The 15,300-nt window shown below is 70.5% G+C and carries 12 protein-coding genes; 6 read left to right on the top strand and 6 right to left on the bottom strand.

The annotated features are described in order from the left end of the window. Positions 1-36: 36 nt before the first annotated feature. Both ACWGI2_RS36830 and ACWGI2_RS36825 read right to left on the bottom strand, forming a co-directional pair. On the bottom strand, positions 37-552 hold the full coding sequence (locus ACWGI2_RS36830) for a sigma-70 family RNA polymerase sigma factor (RefSeq protein ID WP_453399476.1): 516 nt from the start codon (positions 550-552) through the stop codon (positions 37-39). A 172-nt stretch (positions 553-724) separates the two neighbouring features. Further along, entirely contained in the window at positions 725-1,891 is a 1,167-nt protein-coding gene (locus ACWGI2_RS36825; RefSeq protein ID WP_453700212.1) for a glycerophosphodiester phosphodiesterase, read from the bottom strand. Positions 1,892-2,345: 454 nt separating this feature from the next. Here ACWGI2_RS36825 and ACWGI2_RS36820 point away from each other — a divergent pair, with 454 nt between their 5' ends. Then, a complete protein-coding gene (locus ACWGI2_RS36820; RefSeq protein WP_237330157.1) occupies positions 2,346-2,966 on the top strand; it encodes a lysophospholipid acyltransferase family protein in 621 nt (206 codons plus the stop codon). Between the two features lie 68 nt (positions 2,967-3,034). On the opposite strand, the gene ACWGI2_RS36815 is transcribed toward ACWGI2_RS36820, so the two are convergent. From ACWGI2_RS36815 to argH, 4 genes are all read right to left on the bottom strand, one after another. Further along, positions 3,035-4,576, bottom strand: coding sequence for an MFS transporter (locus ACWGI2_RS36815; protein WP_453700210.1), 1,542 nt, complete (start codon positions 4,574-4,576; stop codon positions 3,035-3,037). Continuing rightward, a complete protein-coding gene (locus ACWGI2_RS36810; protein WP_453700208.1) occupies positions 4,573-5,124 on the bottom strand; it encodes a TetR/AcrR family transcriptional regulator in 552 nt (183 codons plus the stop codon). The genes ACWGI2_RS36815 and ACWGI2_RS36810 overlap by 4 nt, the downstream gene beginning before the upstream one ends. Positions 5,125-5,205: 81 nt before the next feature. Continuing rightward, positions 5,206-6,180 carry an aldo/keto reductase gene (locus ACWGI2_RS36805; RefSeq protein ID WP_453700207.1) on the bottom strand — a complete coding sequence of 325 codons (975 nt, stop codon included), beginning with the start codon at positions 6,178-6,180 and terminating at the stop codon, positions 5,206-5,208. A gap of 95 nt (positions 6,181-6,275) precedes the next feature. Further along, a complete protein-coding gene (argH, locus tag ACWGI2_RS36800; RefSeq protein WP_453700206.1) occupies positions 6,276-7,706 on the bottom strand; it encodes an argininosuccinate lyase in 1,431 nt (476 codons plus the stop codon). A gap of 149 nt (positions 7,707-7,855) precedes the next feature. Between argH and ACWGI2_RS36795 the strand changes: the two genes are divergently transcribed. The 5 genes from ACWGI2_RS36795 (at position 7,856) to ACWGI2_RS36775 (ending at position 15,234) form a co-directional block, all read left to right on the top strand. Further along, a complete protein-coding gene (locus ACWGI2_RS36795; protein WP_453700205.1) occupies positions 7,856-8,443 on the top strand; it encodes a pyridoxamine 5'-phosphate oxidase family protein in 588 nt (195 codons plus the stop codon). A gap of 3 nt (positions 8,444-8,446) precedes the next feature. Further along, a complete protein-coding gene (locus ACWGI2_RS36790; protein WP_453700203.1) occupies positions 8,447-9,160 on the top strand; it encodes a L,D-transpeptidase family protein in 714 nt (237 codons plus the stop codon). 89 nt (positions 9,161-9,249) lie between these two features. Next, entirely contained in the window at positions 9,250-14,235 is a 4,986-nt protein-coding gene (locus tag ACWGI2_RS36785; protein ID WP_453700202.1) for an HD domain-containing protein, read from the top strand. After that, a complete protein-coding gene (locus ACWGI2_RS36780; protein ID WP_453700201.1) occupies positions 14,228-14,614 on the top strand; it encodes a hypothetical protein in 387 nt (128 codons plus the stop codon). Before ACWGI2_RS36785 ends, ACWGI2_RS36780 begins: the two co-directional genes overlap by 8 nt. Next, entirely contained in the window at positions 14,611-15,234 is a 624-nt protein-coding gene (locus ACWGI2_RS36775) for a hypothetical protein (protein ID WP_453700199.1), read from the top strand. The genes ACWGI2_RS36780 and ACWGI2_RS36775 overlap by 4 nt, the downstream gene beginning before the upstream one ends. Positions 15,235-15,300 lie beyond the last annotated feature (66 nt).

Genomic DNA, 15,300 nt, shown 5'->3' with positions numbered 1-15,300 from the left:
TGTGCATGCCTCCCGCTCACCTGCTCCGCCGGTTGTCTATCGCTCCTTTCCCCGCGGTCCAGGAGCTGCAACCTCCGCCGCGAGCATTCTGCGCAGGCATCCCAGGCAACGGGAACGTTCCGGCCCCAGGCTGCCCTGTGACATTCCCAACTCGCCTGCGATCTCCCGGTAGGTGAGGTCCTTGGGGGACAGCAGCGCGGCCATGAGACCGGGGCAGCGGCCGGGCAGTCTGCGCACCGCCGCGTGCAGCGTGCGGTCGCGGTCGGCCCGCAGGGCGCGCTGTTCGGGCCCGCGCTCGGTGTCGTCGGCGGGCTCGGTCGCGTACGCCACTTCGCGCTCTGCCGTACGCCGGGTGCTGCGCGCCTCGGAGGCGACGGCGGCCCGCAGCCAGGTGGCCGGGTCGGCGGGTGGGTCGGCGGCCTCCATGCGTTCCAGGAGGCGCAGCCAGACGGCCTGTTCGAGGTCACCGGGGTCGGCGCCGCTGCCGTGCGCCGCGGCGGAGGCCTCGGCGGCGAGGAGCGGACGCAACGCGGGGATGAGCGAGTGAGTCATGCAGGGCTGAGTCATGCAAGGCGTGACGCGGCCGCCCCGGCAGGAGGTTGCCGGAGCGGCCGTCTGTCACCCCAACCGGGGCCGGACGATCAGCTGTTGACGCGGCTCGACGGCGAACGTCCGCGCGTGTCAGCCCTTTCGGCCCGTGTCAGCCCCTGAGGAAGTCCTCGCGTCAGCCCCTGAGGAAGTCCTCGCGGGCGAGCAGCGCGGTGTCGCAGTTGTCGGAGAAGATCCCGTCGATGCCCGTCTCGAAGTACGCCTTGAAGGCTCCGAAGGCGTCGCCGTAGGCGGCCGGGTCGGTGCCCTTCTTGAAGTTCGCGGGCAGGAAGGTGTTTTCGTTGCGCATCGTGTACGGGTGCAGGATCAGACCCTCCGCGTGCGCGTCCTTCACCAGGGTGGTCGGGGTGCCGAGGCTTCCGTCGGGCTTCTTCGGGATGACCAGGTCGAGCGTGGGGCCGATGCCCTGCGCGAACGACGCCATCCACTGCAGGCCCTCGGGCTTGACGAGGTCGGCGACGGTGCGCGGGTCGCCCGCCTCGACGAAGTCCCAGGGGCGCGAGCTCGCGCTGGACAGGAGCACCACGAGCGGCGGGTCGACCAGCTTGTTCAGGCGCTGGATGCTGCTGGGCTCGAAGGACTGGAGGAAGTTGGGCGAGTTCTTCTTGTGCCGCCCGTACTTGCGAAGGAGCTTGGCGAGGGGCTCCTCCAGGCCGAGGCCCAGCTTGCGGAAGTACGTGGGGTGCTTGGTCTCGATGTGCAGCCAGATCCGCTTGCCGCGCTCACGCCCCTGCTTCTCCGCCCACCGGAAGACCTCTTCCAGGGTGGGCACGTCCCAGCGGCCGTCGTAGAGGGTGTTGCGCTGGCGGGTGCCGGGGATGCGCTCCTTGGCGCGCAGCGTCTTCAGCTCGGCGAGCGTGAAGTCCTCGGTGAACCAGCCGGTGTAGGAGGTGCCGTCCACGGACTTGGTGGTCTTGCGGGACGCGAACTCGGGGTGCGCGGCGACGTCCGTCGTCGCGGTGATGTCGTTCTCGTGACGGCATACGAGATGGCCGTCCTTGGTGGGGACGATGTCCTGCTCGATGACGTGCGCGCCCATGTCGAGGGCGAGCTGGTACGAGCCGAGCGTGTGCTCGGGCCGGTAGCCGCTGGCGCCGCGGTGCGCGACGACCGTGGGCACCGGCAGGTCCTTGTGGCCGTGCCCGTGCTTCGCGTCGGCTCTCGCCACGCCGGGCAGTCCTACGACGGCTGTGCCCGCCCCGAGGACCGCCGCTCCCAGTACCGCGCGCCGGCCCGGCCGCTGCTCCCCCGACCCCGACCGACCCGACTTCTGCGTAGCCATAGAGCGCTCCTCCCGATGTACTGCCTTGCACCTGACAAAGCGGCACGATCGTAGGTGGCCTCACGTGACGGATGGGAGACCCCGGACCGAACGGAAGGGTGACGCCGGATGGCGACTGGTGTGCGGGGAGGGGTCCTTTCGATGGGCATCGCCCGAGCGGACCGGGACCGAACTCCGTGGCAGCGCGTGACCCCGGTGCGTGACAAGGACCACTAGGGCGCGCCACATGCCGCACACAGGGATAACGTCGTCACAGGGAGAGCGGTCCAAGGGCTACACCACGCGCCCGCATGTCAACTCTGCGTATCCAGTGCGTGAACCCGATGTGCGGTGAGCGGGGACCCGCGAGTATCGTCCTCACCTGCACATACTCGTCGTCGACCCGTTGACACCGGAGGGCTCGTTGTCCCGTCTCGCGCTCATCAAGGCTGTGCTCGGACCGATCTTGCGTCTGATGTTCCGCCCCCGGGTGGAAGGCGCAGAGAACATTCCGGGCACCGGTCCGGTCATCATGGCCGGCAACCACCTCACGTTCATCGACTCGATGATCATGCCTCTCGTCTGCCCGCGTCCGGTGTTCTTCATCGGCAAGGACGAGTACGTCACGGGCAAGGGGCTCAAGGGCCGCCTGATGGCCTGGTTCTTCACCGGCTCCGGGATGATCCCGGTGGACCGCGACGGCGGCCACGGCGGTGTCGCCGCCCTGATGACCGGGCGGCGCGTCCTGGAGGAGGGCAAGCTCTTCGGCATCTACCCCGAGGGCACCCGCTCCCCCGACGGCCGCCTGTACCGCGGCCGCACGGGCATCGCACGCCTGACCCTCATGACCGGCGCGCCCGTCGTCCCCTTCGCGATGATCGGCACGGACAAGCTCCAGCCCGGCGGCAAGGGCCTTCCGCGCCCGGGCCGCGTGACGGTGCGGTTCGGTGAGCCGATGGAGTTCTCGCGGTACGAGGGCATGGACCGCGACCGCTATGTGCTGCGGGCGGTGACGGACTCCGTGATGACGGAGGTCATGCAGCTCTCCGGCCAGGAGTACGTGGACATGTACGCCACGAAGGCCAAGGCAGCCTGACGGCACGAGACATCCGAGGAGGGCCGTACCCACGGGGTACGGCCCTCCTTCGCGTTGCCGGTCGACGACTAGTGCTCGACGCCGTCCTCCAGCCTTGAGCCCTTCAGGAGGAACCACGCCGCCACGGCCGTGGCGAGGAGCACCCCCGCGCCCACGCCCGCCGCGAGGCGCAGGCCGTCGACGAAGGCGTCCTGGGCCGAGTGCAGCAGGGCCTCGGCCTCGTGGGCCGGGAGACCCGCGGAGGATTCCACCGCGCCGCCCAGCGATTCGTGCGCGGCCGACGCCACCTCGGGCGGGGTCCCCGCCGGAGCGGTGAAGTCACGGTAGACGCCGGTCACGATGGAGCCCAGCAGGGCGATGCCGAGGGCCGCGCCCAGTTCGTACGCCGTCTCGGAGACCGCGGACGCCGCGCCCGCCTGTTCCTTGGGCACGCTGGAGAGGATGACGTCGGCGGTCACCGTGAACGAGAAGCCCGCGCCGATGCCGACGACCAGGAGCGAGGCCCCGAGCAGCGGATACCCGGTGCTCTGCTCCAGCGTGGTGAGCGCCGCCAACGCGATGCCCACCGCGGCGAGTCCGCCGGCGACCACCGCGCGCACGGAGAACCGCCGCGCGACCATGCCCGCGATCAGACCCGCCGCCACCGCGCCCACCGCGGCGGGCAGTTCGGCGAGGCCCGCCTCGAACGGCCGCCTCCCCTGGACCAGTTGCAGGAACTGGGAGAGGAAGAAGACCAGGCCCGAGAGCCCGAGCACCGTCAGGAGGTCGGCGAGGACCGCACCGGAGAACCCCCGGTTGCGGAAGAGACGCATGTCCAGGAGGGGCGCCGTCAGGGTGAGCTGGCGTCGTACGAACCAGGTGAGCGCCGCCACGCCGAGCACGGCCGCCACCGCCACGTCCCAGCGGATGCCGTGCGCCGCCGCCTCCTTGATGGCGTACACGACGGCGATCATGCCGATGAGCGAGAGCACGACGCTGATCAGGTCCCACGGGCCCGGCGCCGGATTCTTCGACTCGGGCAGGAACTTGATGCCCACAAGGACCAGGACCGCCATCACCGGCAGGTTGATCAGGAAGACCGAGCCCCACCAGAAGTGTTCGAGCAGGAAGCCGCCGACGACGGGCCCGACGGCGGCACCGGCCGACGCCATGGCGCCCCAGATGCCGACCGCGAGGCTGCGCTCGCGCGGGTCGTGGAAGATGTTCCGGATCAGCGCGAGCGTGGACGGCATCAGCGTCGCGCCCGCGACACCGAGCAGCGCCCGCGCCAGCATGAGGAGTTCGGGAGTGGTCGCGTAGGCGTTGAGCACCGAGACCGCTCCGAAGGCGACAGCGCCTATCAGCAGGAGCTTCTTGCGGCCGATGCGGTCACCGAGGCTGCCCATGGAGACCAGCAGACCCGCGATGACGAACGAGTAGATGTCGCCGATCCACAGCAGCTGCGTGCCGGTCGGCTTGAGGTCCTCGCTGATGTACGGCGTGGCCAGGCCGAGCACGGTCGCGTCCACGGCGACGAGCAGCACGGCCAGGACCAGCACGGCGAGCGCGAGCCAGCGGCCGGGGCTGCGCTCGACCTCCGCCGACGCGGTCCGCTGTTCGATGCTGGTCATGGTTCCACTCTCCGTTGTGCGCCGCCGATCAGCAGCTCGGCGATCATGTGTGTGAAGTCTTTGGCGGCCACTCGGCCGTCCAGTACGGCCCAGGCGCCCGCGCCGATGAGTCCGTACAGCGCCTCCGTGAGCCAGACGGGGCTCAGGTCGATGCGGAACTCGCCGCTCTCCTGGCCGCGCCGGAAGAGCGCGCCGATGTTGTCGTCGAGCCGGGACCAGCCCTCGTGCTGCGCGTCGTCCTCGAAGAGCTGGTTCTCGGTGACGAGGAACGCGAGCAGCCCCGCGGCCGGCTGGATCTCCTTCACCAGACGGCGCAGCGCCTCCTGGGCGCTGTCGTCGCAGAGCCTGGCCGCTTCGAGGGCGGCCTCGCACTCCTGGATGCCGAGCTCCTCCAGGGCGCGTACGAGTGCCTCGCGCCCGGCGAAGTGGCGGTGCAGGGTGGCCCGGCTGATCCCCGCCGCGCGCGCCACCTCGTCCATCGTGGACGAGCCTTTGCGGGTGAGGGTCGCCGCGGCACTGCGGAGCACCTGGTCGCGATCGACTGACATGAGACAAGCATAGCCCTCGTGAGACATATTTGTCTCACGAGATACTCGCGCCTCTCACCGAGGGGGCACCCCAAGGGTCCGTCAGTGCCAGGGCAGCTGTCCGCGCCGCTCCCAGTACGCGGTGGGCTCCTCCACGAGACCCGCGAGCCGATCGAGCTGCTCGGCGTCGAGGTCGACGGCCGCCGCGTGCAGGTTCGAGACGAGCTGGACCGAGGTGGCGGCGCCGGAGAGGACCACGCCCGCCCACGGCTGACGCAGCACAAGGGCGAGGGCCACCGCGTCGCAGCCGAGACCGGTCGCCCCGGCGATCTCACGCAGGGCCGCGGGCGCCTGCGGGTCGGCCAGGCGGCCGTTGGCCATGGCCTCCTTGACCAGGACGGTGAGCCCCGCGTCGTGTGCCTCGGCGAGCGCGGGGCCCGCCGATGTCTCCAGGGCGTTGTACGTCGCCTGGACCGTACGGAAGAGCGGCTCGCCGTCGACGGTCACTTCGAGGGCGGCGCGGATCGCGGCCGCCTGCTCCGGGCCGCTGACGGAGAGTCCGACCGTCACGCCTTCGGCCGCCAACTCGGCCAGTTCGGCGTGCAGTTCCTTGTCGGTGAGGGCGGGGCTCTGCGGCGTGACGGAGTGGATCTGGTAGAGGTCGAGCCGCTCGCCGAGCAGTTGGGCGCTCTCCTCGCGCTGACGGACGTACGCGGCGACGCTGTGGTCCTTGACCTCGTGCGGCCCCGCGGCGTCGGCGTTCCAGGCGGCCGTGTACGTGTAGCCCCACTTGCTGCCGATCACGACGTCCCGGATGTCGGGCCTTGCGTGCAGCCAGTCGGCGAGGAACTCCTCGGAGCGGCCGTAGGAGCGCGCCACGTCGATGTACCGGACGCCCAGCGCGTAGGCGGCGTCGAGGAGTTCGAGGGTGCGCTCGCGCAGGGCCTCGACGCTGCGCGAGGGCGGCAGGTCGGCGTCTCGGCCAAGCGTGATGTAGCCGGGCCTGCCGACGGCGGCCAGGCCGAACCCGATGTGGGCGGTGGGGGTCGTTGCTGCGGCCAGGCGCGAGAAAGGCATCGCGGGCTCCGTTCGGTCGACTCCTTCGGCTCCTTGCGAAGACGACCAACGTAACCCGCGATGCCCACGTCAACGCGGCACGCGCCGCCCCGGCGTCACTTACGCGCCGCGGCCCACTCCTGCTGGACCGTCAGGTCGGTCTTGACCTCGGCGAGCTGGGCGGCGACGGCCGAGGGTGCGGTGCCACCGCGGCCGTCGCGGGACGCCAGGGCGCCGGGGACGTTCAGGACGGTCCTGACCTCGGGGGTCAGGTGCTCGGAGATCTTGGCGAACTGCTCGTCCGTGAGCTGGTCGAGCTCGATGCCGTGCGCCTCGCACTCCTTGACGCAACTGCCGGCGACCTCGTGCGCCACACGGAACGGCACGCCCTGCTTGACCAGCCACTCGGCGATGTCCGTGGCGAGCGAGAAGCCCGCGGGTGCCAGCTCCTCCATGCGCTCGCGGTGCACGGTGAGCGTCGCCATCATGCCGGTGAAGGCGGGGAGCAGGACCTCCAGCTGGTCGCAGGAGTCGAAGACCGGCTCCTTGTCCTCCTGGAGGTCGCGGTTGTACGCGAGCGGAAGCGCCTTGAGCGTCGCCATCAGACCGGTGAGATTGCCGATCAGACGCCCCGACTTGCCGCGCGCCAGCTCGGCGATGTCCGGGTTCTTCTTCTGCGGCATGATCGACGAGCCGGTCGAGAAGGCGTCGTGGAGCGTGACGAAGGAGAACTCCTTCGTGTTCCAGAGGATGATCTCCTCGGCGATCCGGGAGAGGTTCACGCCGATCATCGCGGTGATGAAGGCGAACTCCGCCGCGAAGTCACGGGCGGCCGTCCCGTCGATGGAGTTGGCCGCCGAGCCGCGCTCGAAGCCGAGGTCCGCGGCGACGGCTTCGGGGTCAAGGCCGAGAGAGGATCCCGCCAGGGCACCCGAGCCGTACGGCGAAACGGCCGTCCGCTCGTCCCACTGCCGCAGGCGTTCCGCGTCCCGGGAGAGGGACTGGACGTGCGCGAGGACGTGGTGCGCGAACAGCACGGGCTGGGCGTGCTGGAGGTGCGTGCGGCCCGGCATGGCGACGTCCGGGTGCGCCTCGGCGAGGCCGACGAGCGCGCCCTGGAGGTCGGCGATCAGGCCGCCGATGACGCGGGCGTGGTCCCGCAGGTACATCCGGAAGAGCGTCGCGACCTGGTCGTTGCGGGAGCGGCCCGCGCGCAGCTTGCCGCCGAGGTCGGGGCCGAGCCGCTCAAGGAGGCCACGCTCCAGGGCGGTGTGCACGTCCTCATCGGCGATCGTGCCCACGAAGGAGCCGTCGGCCACGTCGGCTTCGAGCTGGTCGAGGCCGCCGAGCATGCGGGTCAGCTCGTCCTCGGTGAGCAGCCCCGCCTTGTGGAGCACGCGCGCGTGGGCGCGGGAACCGGCGATGTCGTACGGCGCGAGGCGCCAGTCGAAGTGGACCGATGCCGACAGCTTGGCCAGGGCCTCTGCCGGGCCGTCCGCGAACCGGCCGCCCCAGAGCCGGACGTCACCGCCGTTGTTGCTGCTCACTTCACGTGCTCCTTAACCTGCATGCGCCTGTCATGCATGAGTATGCAGTGTTCCGTATGTTTCGTCAATCCAGCCTCGCGCGACGCGGCCGCGCGGCATCGCGAGAAGTCATTAGACAGGCGAACTAACTTTGTGAATAATCCTTAGGCATGGGAAAGACTTACGAACGCATAGACGGCAGGCTCCGCTCGTTCATCGAGGCTCAGCCCCTCTTCTTCACCGCCACCGCGCCCCTCTCCGGCGACGGCACCATCAATCTCTCCCCCAAGGGCATCACGGGTTCCTTCGCCGTCATCGACGAACACACCGTGGCCTACCTGGACTTCGCGGGCAGCAACGCGGAGACGGTCGCGCACCTGCGCGAGAACGGCCGCATCACCCTGATGTGGACCGCCTTCCAGGGACCGCCGAACATCGTCCGGGTGCACGGCCGCGGCGAACCCGTCTTCCGCGACGACCCTCGCTGGGCGGAGCTGCTCGGGCACTTCCCCGACGTCGACCCGACCCCGCACGGCCTGCGCGCGATCATCGTCGTGACGGCCGAACTCGTCCGCGACACCTGCGGATACGCGGTGCCCTTCATGTCGTACGACGAGGACCGCGACCTGCACGCCAAGCGCTTCGCGCGCGAGGACGACGCGTCGCTGAGCGCGTACTTCACCAAGAAGGAGCACATCGCACAGAGCATCGACGGCCTGCCGGGGCTGCCGCTGCCCTTGCCCCCCACTACCGTCTGACCCATGCGCCCTCGTGCCGCCGCCCTCGCGTCCGCAGCAGCCCTCGTCCTGGCCGTCGTCGGCACGCTCGGAGCCGCGCCCGGCGCGGGCCCCCCGCTGCCGGACCGCATGGCCGACACGGGTGGCGGCACCCAGCTCATCACCGCCGAGGCCGCGCGCACCGGCTCGACCACCGGCACCGTCACCTGGTGGGACCGGAGCGGCGGACGGTGGGTGAAGTCCGGGTCCACGGCGGCTCGGTTCGGCGCGAACGGCCTGACGGAGGGCGGCTCCCGCAAGCAGGGGACGAACACGACCCCCACCGGGCTCTTCCGCCTCCCGTACGCCTTCGGGATCAAGCCCGCGCCGTCCGGCACGGACTACTCCTACCGCCGCGTCACGAAGAACTCCTGGTGGTGCCAGGACAACGACTCCCGCTCCTACAACCGCTGGACCCAGCCACGCCCGGCCGACTGCCGCGCCGCAGAGTCCGAGCACCTCATCACGTACGACCCCCAGTACACGCACGCCCTGGTGATCGGCTTCAACTACGACCGCCCGGTGCGCGGTCGCGGCGCCGGAATCTTCCTGCACGTCAACGGGCGCGGGGCGACGGCGGGTTGCGTGTCCGTGCCCGAGGGCGCGATGCGGCGGATCCTCGCGTGGGCCGATGAGGCGCGGCGGCCGCACATCGCGATCGGGACGGCGTCGGGGGGTACGGCGATCACGCGGTACTGACACACTGGACAGGCGGCGGAGGCGTCAACTCCAGCCCATTTATCGGCCCTTGCAGTGTCATCATGTTCCCTCAGCCTGTGGGAGGGACGATGGGAAACGTGCGTAAGGCGCTGCTGATCGGTATCGGGCACGCGCCTTCGGCGCTCGACTTCTTCGATCCACTCGACGCAGTGGTCGACGCGGATCTCCGGCTCATGAACTCTTCCCTCGGTGCCGCCGGATACGAGGTGGAGACCCTGCACGACGCGGGCCTCAGCCAGATCAGGACGAAGATCTTCGAAGTCGCCCGCGACGTACCGGCCGACGGCACTCTCCTGCTCTACTTCAGCGGACACGGCGTACGCGTCGGCCAGACCGACTACCTCGTCCCCTTCGACGCCTGCCCGCCCAGCGACGGGGTCTGGCAAGAGCCCTACGTGTCCTCACTGTTGCCTGCGGCCATCAGTCCCGCCCTCAAGGCATGCACGGCGGGCACGGTTCTCTGGGTGATCGATGCTTGCCGCACGGACCTCCAGGCGGACGGTGGTGCTTTTGGCAACACCATCGACAACGGACCGCCAGGCGGCGGCTTCGCTGTGCTGACGGGTTGCTCCGCGGGGGAACGCAGCGGATACACCGTCGAGGGAAGCTTCTTCACACGCGGCCTCGCCGAGGCGCTCGGTCCGTTGACGCCCGCCCGCTCCGTCCATGAGGTCTTCTCGGCCGCGAGCGCCAAGACGCAGCGCATGGCACGACAGCACGGACAGACGCAGACCGCCGGCATCCGCTACGGGACGAACTCGGAGACACGGACCAGAGAGGCGGAGATCTGCGAGGGGCGCGACCTTCTCGACTCCTGGCGGGACGCCGTGCGCGACACGTCGCTGTGGGAGCGCGTCTGCGTCCGGGACAAGGAGAGCATTCCCCGGTTCCAGGAGGCTCTCGCCGCTTTCGTGGAACAGTGCGCCCGCACCTTGCACCTTGCCCGGACGAGACTCCCGCACCCGGACCCCTGGGCCGACGACGCCTTCGCGGTACGCCTGCTGTGCGACCGGCTGCCCCTGCTCCTCGCGCCGTCGGCGCAGCTCTCCGCCGTGGAGGTGGCGGCACTCGTCGCGGCGCCGTTCTTGCGGGAGGCCGCCTGGGCCGACCGGCTGAGCCAGGCCGCCGAGATCGATCCGTACGCGCTGGAGCGGCGCGCCGGGGCGGGTGCGCATCGCAGGCACTACGAACAGATCGGGGATCAGCACGCGCGTGTGGCACGCAAGCTGGCGGAGTGCCGGGCGCGTGACCGTGCCGAGGACGCAGTGGCCGTCACGATGTGGCTGGTGCACCGCTGGATCGCGGACCGCTTCGACACCGATGACGCAGCGGTGCCCGCCGGGCCTGCCGACGCACTCGCCGCCGCGCTGGTGAACGGCCGGGGCGCCACCGCGGACCGAGTCGGGGAACTTTCCGATCTCCTCCGTACGGCCGCAACCGGTATCGGCCTCGACGAAGTGTGCGACGAACTGCACACCCGCGCACCGGGGAAGGTCCTGCTTCCGGAGGGCCGTCAGCAACTGCGCGTGCGCCCGCTGGTCGCGCTGCTCCGCCTCGGGGCCGCGCTCGCTGTGGACGTCCGCACCTTCCCCGCGGTCGTCGCGGAGCATCTCGCGGTCACCGACCCCGTGTTGCCGCAGCACGTCATCGGCATCGCGCACAGCATGAGCTGGGAGCACGAGGACGACTCCCTCCACCTTGACGCGGTCTGCCCGCACCAGGCCGTGCACGCCGCGCTCACCGAGATCACCGACCAGGCCGATCAGCTGGCCGAGGAAGCGACGGGGCTCGCCGCCCTGCTGCCGGAGCCCGAGGCGGCCCTGCTGGCCGCCGTGCCGACCCGGGTGACGGCTCGGGGACTGCGCCCCAGCAGGAACGGCGGCCAGACGTCGTACGAAGTTCCGCTGCTGCGCTTCCACTTGGCGCAGACCGAAGTGCGCGAGCTTTTGATGGGCGAGCAACTGTACGGCGGCGAACCACAGTTGGCTCTGCGCGAGCTCTACCAGAACGCCATGGATGCCTGCCGCTACCGCGCGATGCGGTGGGCCTTCCTGGAGAGCAGCGGCGCCGGCCCCGCCCCCTGGTCCGGAAGTATCTCCCTCGCCCAGGGCGAGGACGCGCGCGGACGCTACGTCGAGTGCCGGGACAACGGCGTGGGGATGAGCGCGGAGCAGCTGAAGTACACCTTCACCCGCGCCGGCAGCCGTTTCGAGCAGTCCAAGGCGTTCCGCCGCGAGCAGTCCCGCTGGCTGCGACACGACTCCGCCCTGCGGCTCTACCCCAACAGCCGTTTCGGCATCGGCGTGTTCAGCTACTTCATGCTCGCCGAGGAGATGACGATCGTCACGCGGCAGGTGAGCCCGGAAGGTTTCCCCGCTGAGCACGCCCTGCGCGTCGACATCCCGAGCAGCGGGAGCCTGTTCCGCATCCAGCGCCATGACGGTACGGACGACGGTCTGCCGGAGGGCGGCACCCGGGTCCGCCTGTATCTGCGAAGCGGCGCCCTCGCCGACGGGCTCTCCTGCGTGAACACCCTGCGTGGCCTGGTCAGGATCAGCGAGTTCGACCTGGAGGTGCGTGAGGCGAGGGGACACTCGCACCGGTGGCCCGCGGGCGTGCTGCAGTCCGCTCCCGGGACCGAAGCCGTGGAGGCCGTACCGGGCGTGCTCTGGTGGGTAAGTGAGGCGGGAGCCGTGCTCTGCGACGGCATCGAGACCGACAAGAAGCCTTTCGGCCACGTGCTCAACCTGACCGGGCCCCACGCGGGACGGCTCAGCGTCAGCCGCAAGGAACTGCAGGACTTCGATCGTGCGTGGGCCGAGCAGAACTGGCGCAAGGGAGCGCGTGCACTCTCGGCGTGGTCCGGGCTCACCATGGAGTGGCTCTGGCAGCTGGACAGGGCCGGCCAGGACAACCAGGACGACCAGGACTCGGCCCAGGTGCTCTGGGACGAGTGGCAGGGCAAGGGCATCAGTGTCCGACGGCACGGCCTCCGTGAGGAGCACGCGCTCGACGAGGTCGGCTGGTTCCATCTGGACGACGCGCTCGCCCCCGACTCCTCCGCCCGCCACAGCACTTCGGCCGAGCGCCGCTTCTTCCCGTGGCGGGCGGCCGCGCTGCGGCACTCCTACAGCAAACACGCCCTGACGTCACCGATGAGCCTCGTGGGACATCCGGTGCCAGGACCGGGTGACGCGCGCATCTTCAACAACGTCGGAGGCACTTGGCAGGCGGTGGTCGCGCACGCAGCGAAACACCGGATCACGGTGGCCGAGGTCCTGCGGCGCCAGCGCAGGCTGAGGATCGTCCACCCCTCCCAAGGACCGCCCCCGGTGACGGACGGCGATCTCGACTGGGTGCCCGACGAACTGGACGGCATGCTGGCGGATGTGCTCGCCGGACAGCTGCGCGGAGAGCACACCCCCACCGTCTACGGCTCCGTCGGCGGCAGCGACCTCGGCGGCCTCGCCCTCGCCTCCCATCGGCTCGCCGTCCCTCTCGGTGTCCTGGCTCGGCGCTCCGCCCGCCTCGCACCCCTTCTCAGAGAGCCGATCCCGCTCGCCCCCACGCACCACGAAGACTATGTGTGCACCGACGAGGACATGGTCCAGCTCTTCGGCAAGGCCGCGGCGGACAGTCACATGCGCCGCCAGCGCCTTGACCGCGTCGGCAGCGCGCCACAGGTGCGTGCCGTCTGGGAAGCCACGGAGACGGAGCCTTCGGAACTCTTGCGCCGGATCTCGGAGTTCGCCTGGCTCGGCTGGACGACGCCCCCGCTCGAAGAGGTCACCAAGTGGCTGGACCTCGATGAAGACGTCTATGAAGTCCTGACCTTGTTCACCACACCGCTGCCCGATGGGCGGCTCCTGCTGCGCTGGGCGGCCACCATCGACTTCGCGGACACCTGTGACATCAGCCTGGAGCAGGCCGAGGCAGAACTCGCCCGCGTGGCGGTGGAGCTGGGCCTGGTGTACGAGGCCCGTTACGCGGGCGACCGGCACGCGGGACCGCTCGTACCGTCCACCGAGGCGGCCCAGCTCCTGCGCGACATGGTCGCCATCGGGCGGCACCTGGAGGCCGGCCTCGACCTGGAGGGGCTTGCACTGGTGTGGGCCTATGCCGAGGACACCACGTCGGCGGGTGACGATCTGGCGGCCACAGTCCTGGAGTTGCAGCGGGCCGGGGTGCCCACGCCCGACGACACGAGCATCATCACCGTCTGGAAGAGTCTTCCGCTGCGCAGCCGCTATGTCCTGGCCGGCAAGGACGTTCTGTTGGACGAGGAGGACTATCCGGCGGCGGAGCTCACCACCGCCTCGCTGTTCAGCGCCGGAATGGTCCTGCAGGAGTCCCTGCGTGAGGTGTGGGAGATCGCGCGGCGAGACGGAAAGCGATTCGGTCTGGCTGTTCCCCACCTTCCCGAGCAGCTGGCCGCGTACCGCCCCACGTCGCACGACTCCGCCCTGACCACCCAGCCGCGCGACCCGGGTGGCCACTTCACCGGCCACGTCTGGCGGCATCTGACGCCCCACGCCCTGGCCAAGTACGCCCACGACCTCGGCATCGACGCCGCGACGGCCCACGAGCGCCTCGCACGGCTACGCCCCCTCGGCGCCCTTGTCCCGGACCTCACGCCACAAGCGCTGTACACGCTGCGGGCGTCCGTCCCCGACGAACGCGACCTCATCGCGCTCTCGGAGGAGCACCTTCTGACGGAATCGGACGAGGCGCCGGGCGCACTGGGCCTCGTCAGCATCGCCGGGCGGCTGGGTGAGCCCCTTCCTCTGACACTCGGACGCCTCACTCCCTACCTCTCGATGTGGTCCGCCTCCCGGCAGCTGCCGGACCCGCCCGACACCATTCCGCTCTGGCAGGACCTGGCGCTCCTCAGCCGGCACCTGGACGGCCGGCTTCCCGCCCTCGAAGGCCAGGTGACGTACCGCCATGTCGCGTCTGCCGCGCGTGCGACCGGTGAGTCCGAGGCCTGGGTCAGGAACCGGCTGCGGCTCTACTCCTCCCTGTTCGACCTGCACCTGGACTCCCTTGATGACTGAACCGCCCGCCATGTCGCACGACTTCGACGCCGCCTACGCCGATCAGCACTTGGGCGAGACGGCGGCACCCTTCACCGGCCATGCCTCGGCAGACGGCCTCGGTGTCGTCGTCGAGGGCGCATGCCCCCGCTGTCAGGGCAAAACGGTCACCGAGTACCGCCTCGGCCTGCCGGGCACCGGCACGAAAGGCCTGTGGTCCTGGCTGTCCGGCGGGCAGGGCCCGGCACCGGCTTCGGGCTCCGTAGCGGCGACGCTGGCCCAGGAGACGTATTTCTGCGAATGCGGGCACCCCCATCCGCAACTGCCCGGGGACGCGGCCTTCGTGGGGTGCGGCGCCAGCTGGCGCGTGCGGGCGCTGCTCTTCGACGGTTCGCCGTGAACAGCCGGGCGGATCGCCGTTGGGCTGAACTCGCCCGCGAGCTGGAGTTCGACCAGCTCCCCGAACTGAGGAGGCGGGCCGAGGGCTGGCGCACCGGGCTCACCGGGCTCAGCACACTGTTGGCGATCCTCGTCGTCCTCAAGGGTCGAGACGACCTCACTGGGCTGCCCCCGGCCGCCCGCCACGCGGCGATGGGCCTGATCGCCACCGCGTTCGTGCTGCTCGTGGCGGGGTCTGTCCTCGCGATGCGCGCCGCACACGGCGCGCCAGGCAGCTCCGGGGAACGGATGCTCTTGGCCGGCCAGGCCCTGCGCCGCTGGACCGAGCAGGAGGTCGTCCGGGTCACCCGTTCCCTCCGCCTGGCCTCACTGTGCTGTCTGCTCGGCGTCGCGCTGGTGGCCGCGGCCGTCGGGGTCGCCTGGGCCACCACCGAGACACCCAAGGACCATCTGGTGCGGGTCGGCACCACGACGGGCGTGCTGTGCGGCGAGCTGCTCGGCGTGGGTCGGGGCGGAGTTGCCTTGGAGGTCGACGAGCAGGACGGGCCGCGACGCGTCACGCTGCCCGCTCACACCGTGGACTCCGTCGATCCGGTCGCCACCTGCGGCCCATCGGGTTGACTCAGCGGTGCGCCCTGCGCCCGTACGTGTAGCGACCACATATCGAGACGGGGTTGCGTCCGCGCT

It is taken from the genome of Streptomyces sp. NPDC054866 (genome assembly GCF_053610745.1).
The sequence above is the reverse complement of the archived record's forward strand: the minus strand, read 5'-3'. Positions and strand labels throughout refer to the sequence as shown.

What these genes read in the sequence shown, in the direction of transcription:
- ACWGI2_RS36820 (WP_237330157.1), top strand. Translation starts at nt 2,346, where the DNA reads ATGTTCCGCCCCCGGGTGGAAGGCGCAGAGAACATTCCGGGCACCGGT.
- ACWGI2_RS36785 (WP_453700202.1), top strand. Translation starts at nt 9,250, where the DNA reads ATGGGAAACGTGCGTAAGGCGCTGCTGATCGGTATCGGGCACGCGCCT.
- ACWGI2_RS36805 (WP_453700207.1), bottom strand. Translation starts at nt 6,180, where the DNA reads ATGCCTTTCTCGCGCCTGGCCGCAGCAACGACCCCCACCGCCCACATC.
- ACWGI2_RS36830 (WP_453399476.1), bottom strand. Translation starts at nt 552, where the DNA reads ATGACTCACTCGCTCATCCCCGCGTTGCGTCCGCTCCTCGCCGCCGAG.
- ACWGI2_RS36815 (WP_453700210.1), bottom strand. Translation starts at nt 4,576, where the DNA reads ATGACCAGCATCGAACAGCGGACCGCGTCGGCGGAGGTCGAGCGCAGC.
- ACWGI2_RS36790 (WP_453700203.1), top strand. Translation starts at nt 8,447, where the DNA reads ATGCGCCCTCGTGCCGCCGCCCTCGCGTCCGCAGCAGCCCTCGTCCTG.
- ACWGI2_RS36780 (WP_453700201.1), top strand. Translation starts at nt 14,228, where the DNA reads ATGACTGAACCGCCCGCCATGTCGCACGACTTCGACGCCGCCTACGCC.
- ACWGI2_RS36825 (WP_453700212.1), bottom strand. Translation starts at nt 1,891, where the DNA reads ATGGCTACGCAGAAGTCGGGTCGGTCGGGGTCGGGGGAGCAGCGGCCG.
- ACWGI2_RS36810 (WP_453700208.1), bottom strand. Translation starts at nt 5,124, where the DNA reads ATGTCAGTCGATCGCGACCAGGTGCTCCGCAGTGCCGCGGCGACCCTC.
- ACWGI2_RS36795 (WP_453700205.1), top strand. Translation starts at nt 7,856, where the DNA reads ATGGGAAAGACTTACGAACGCATAGACGGCAGGCTCCGCTCGTTCATC.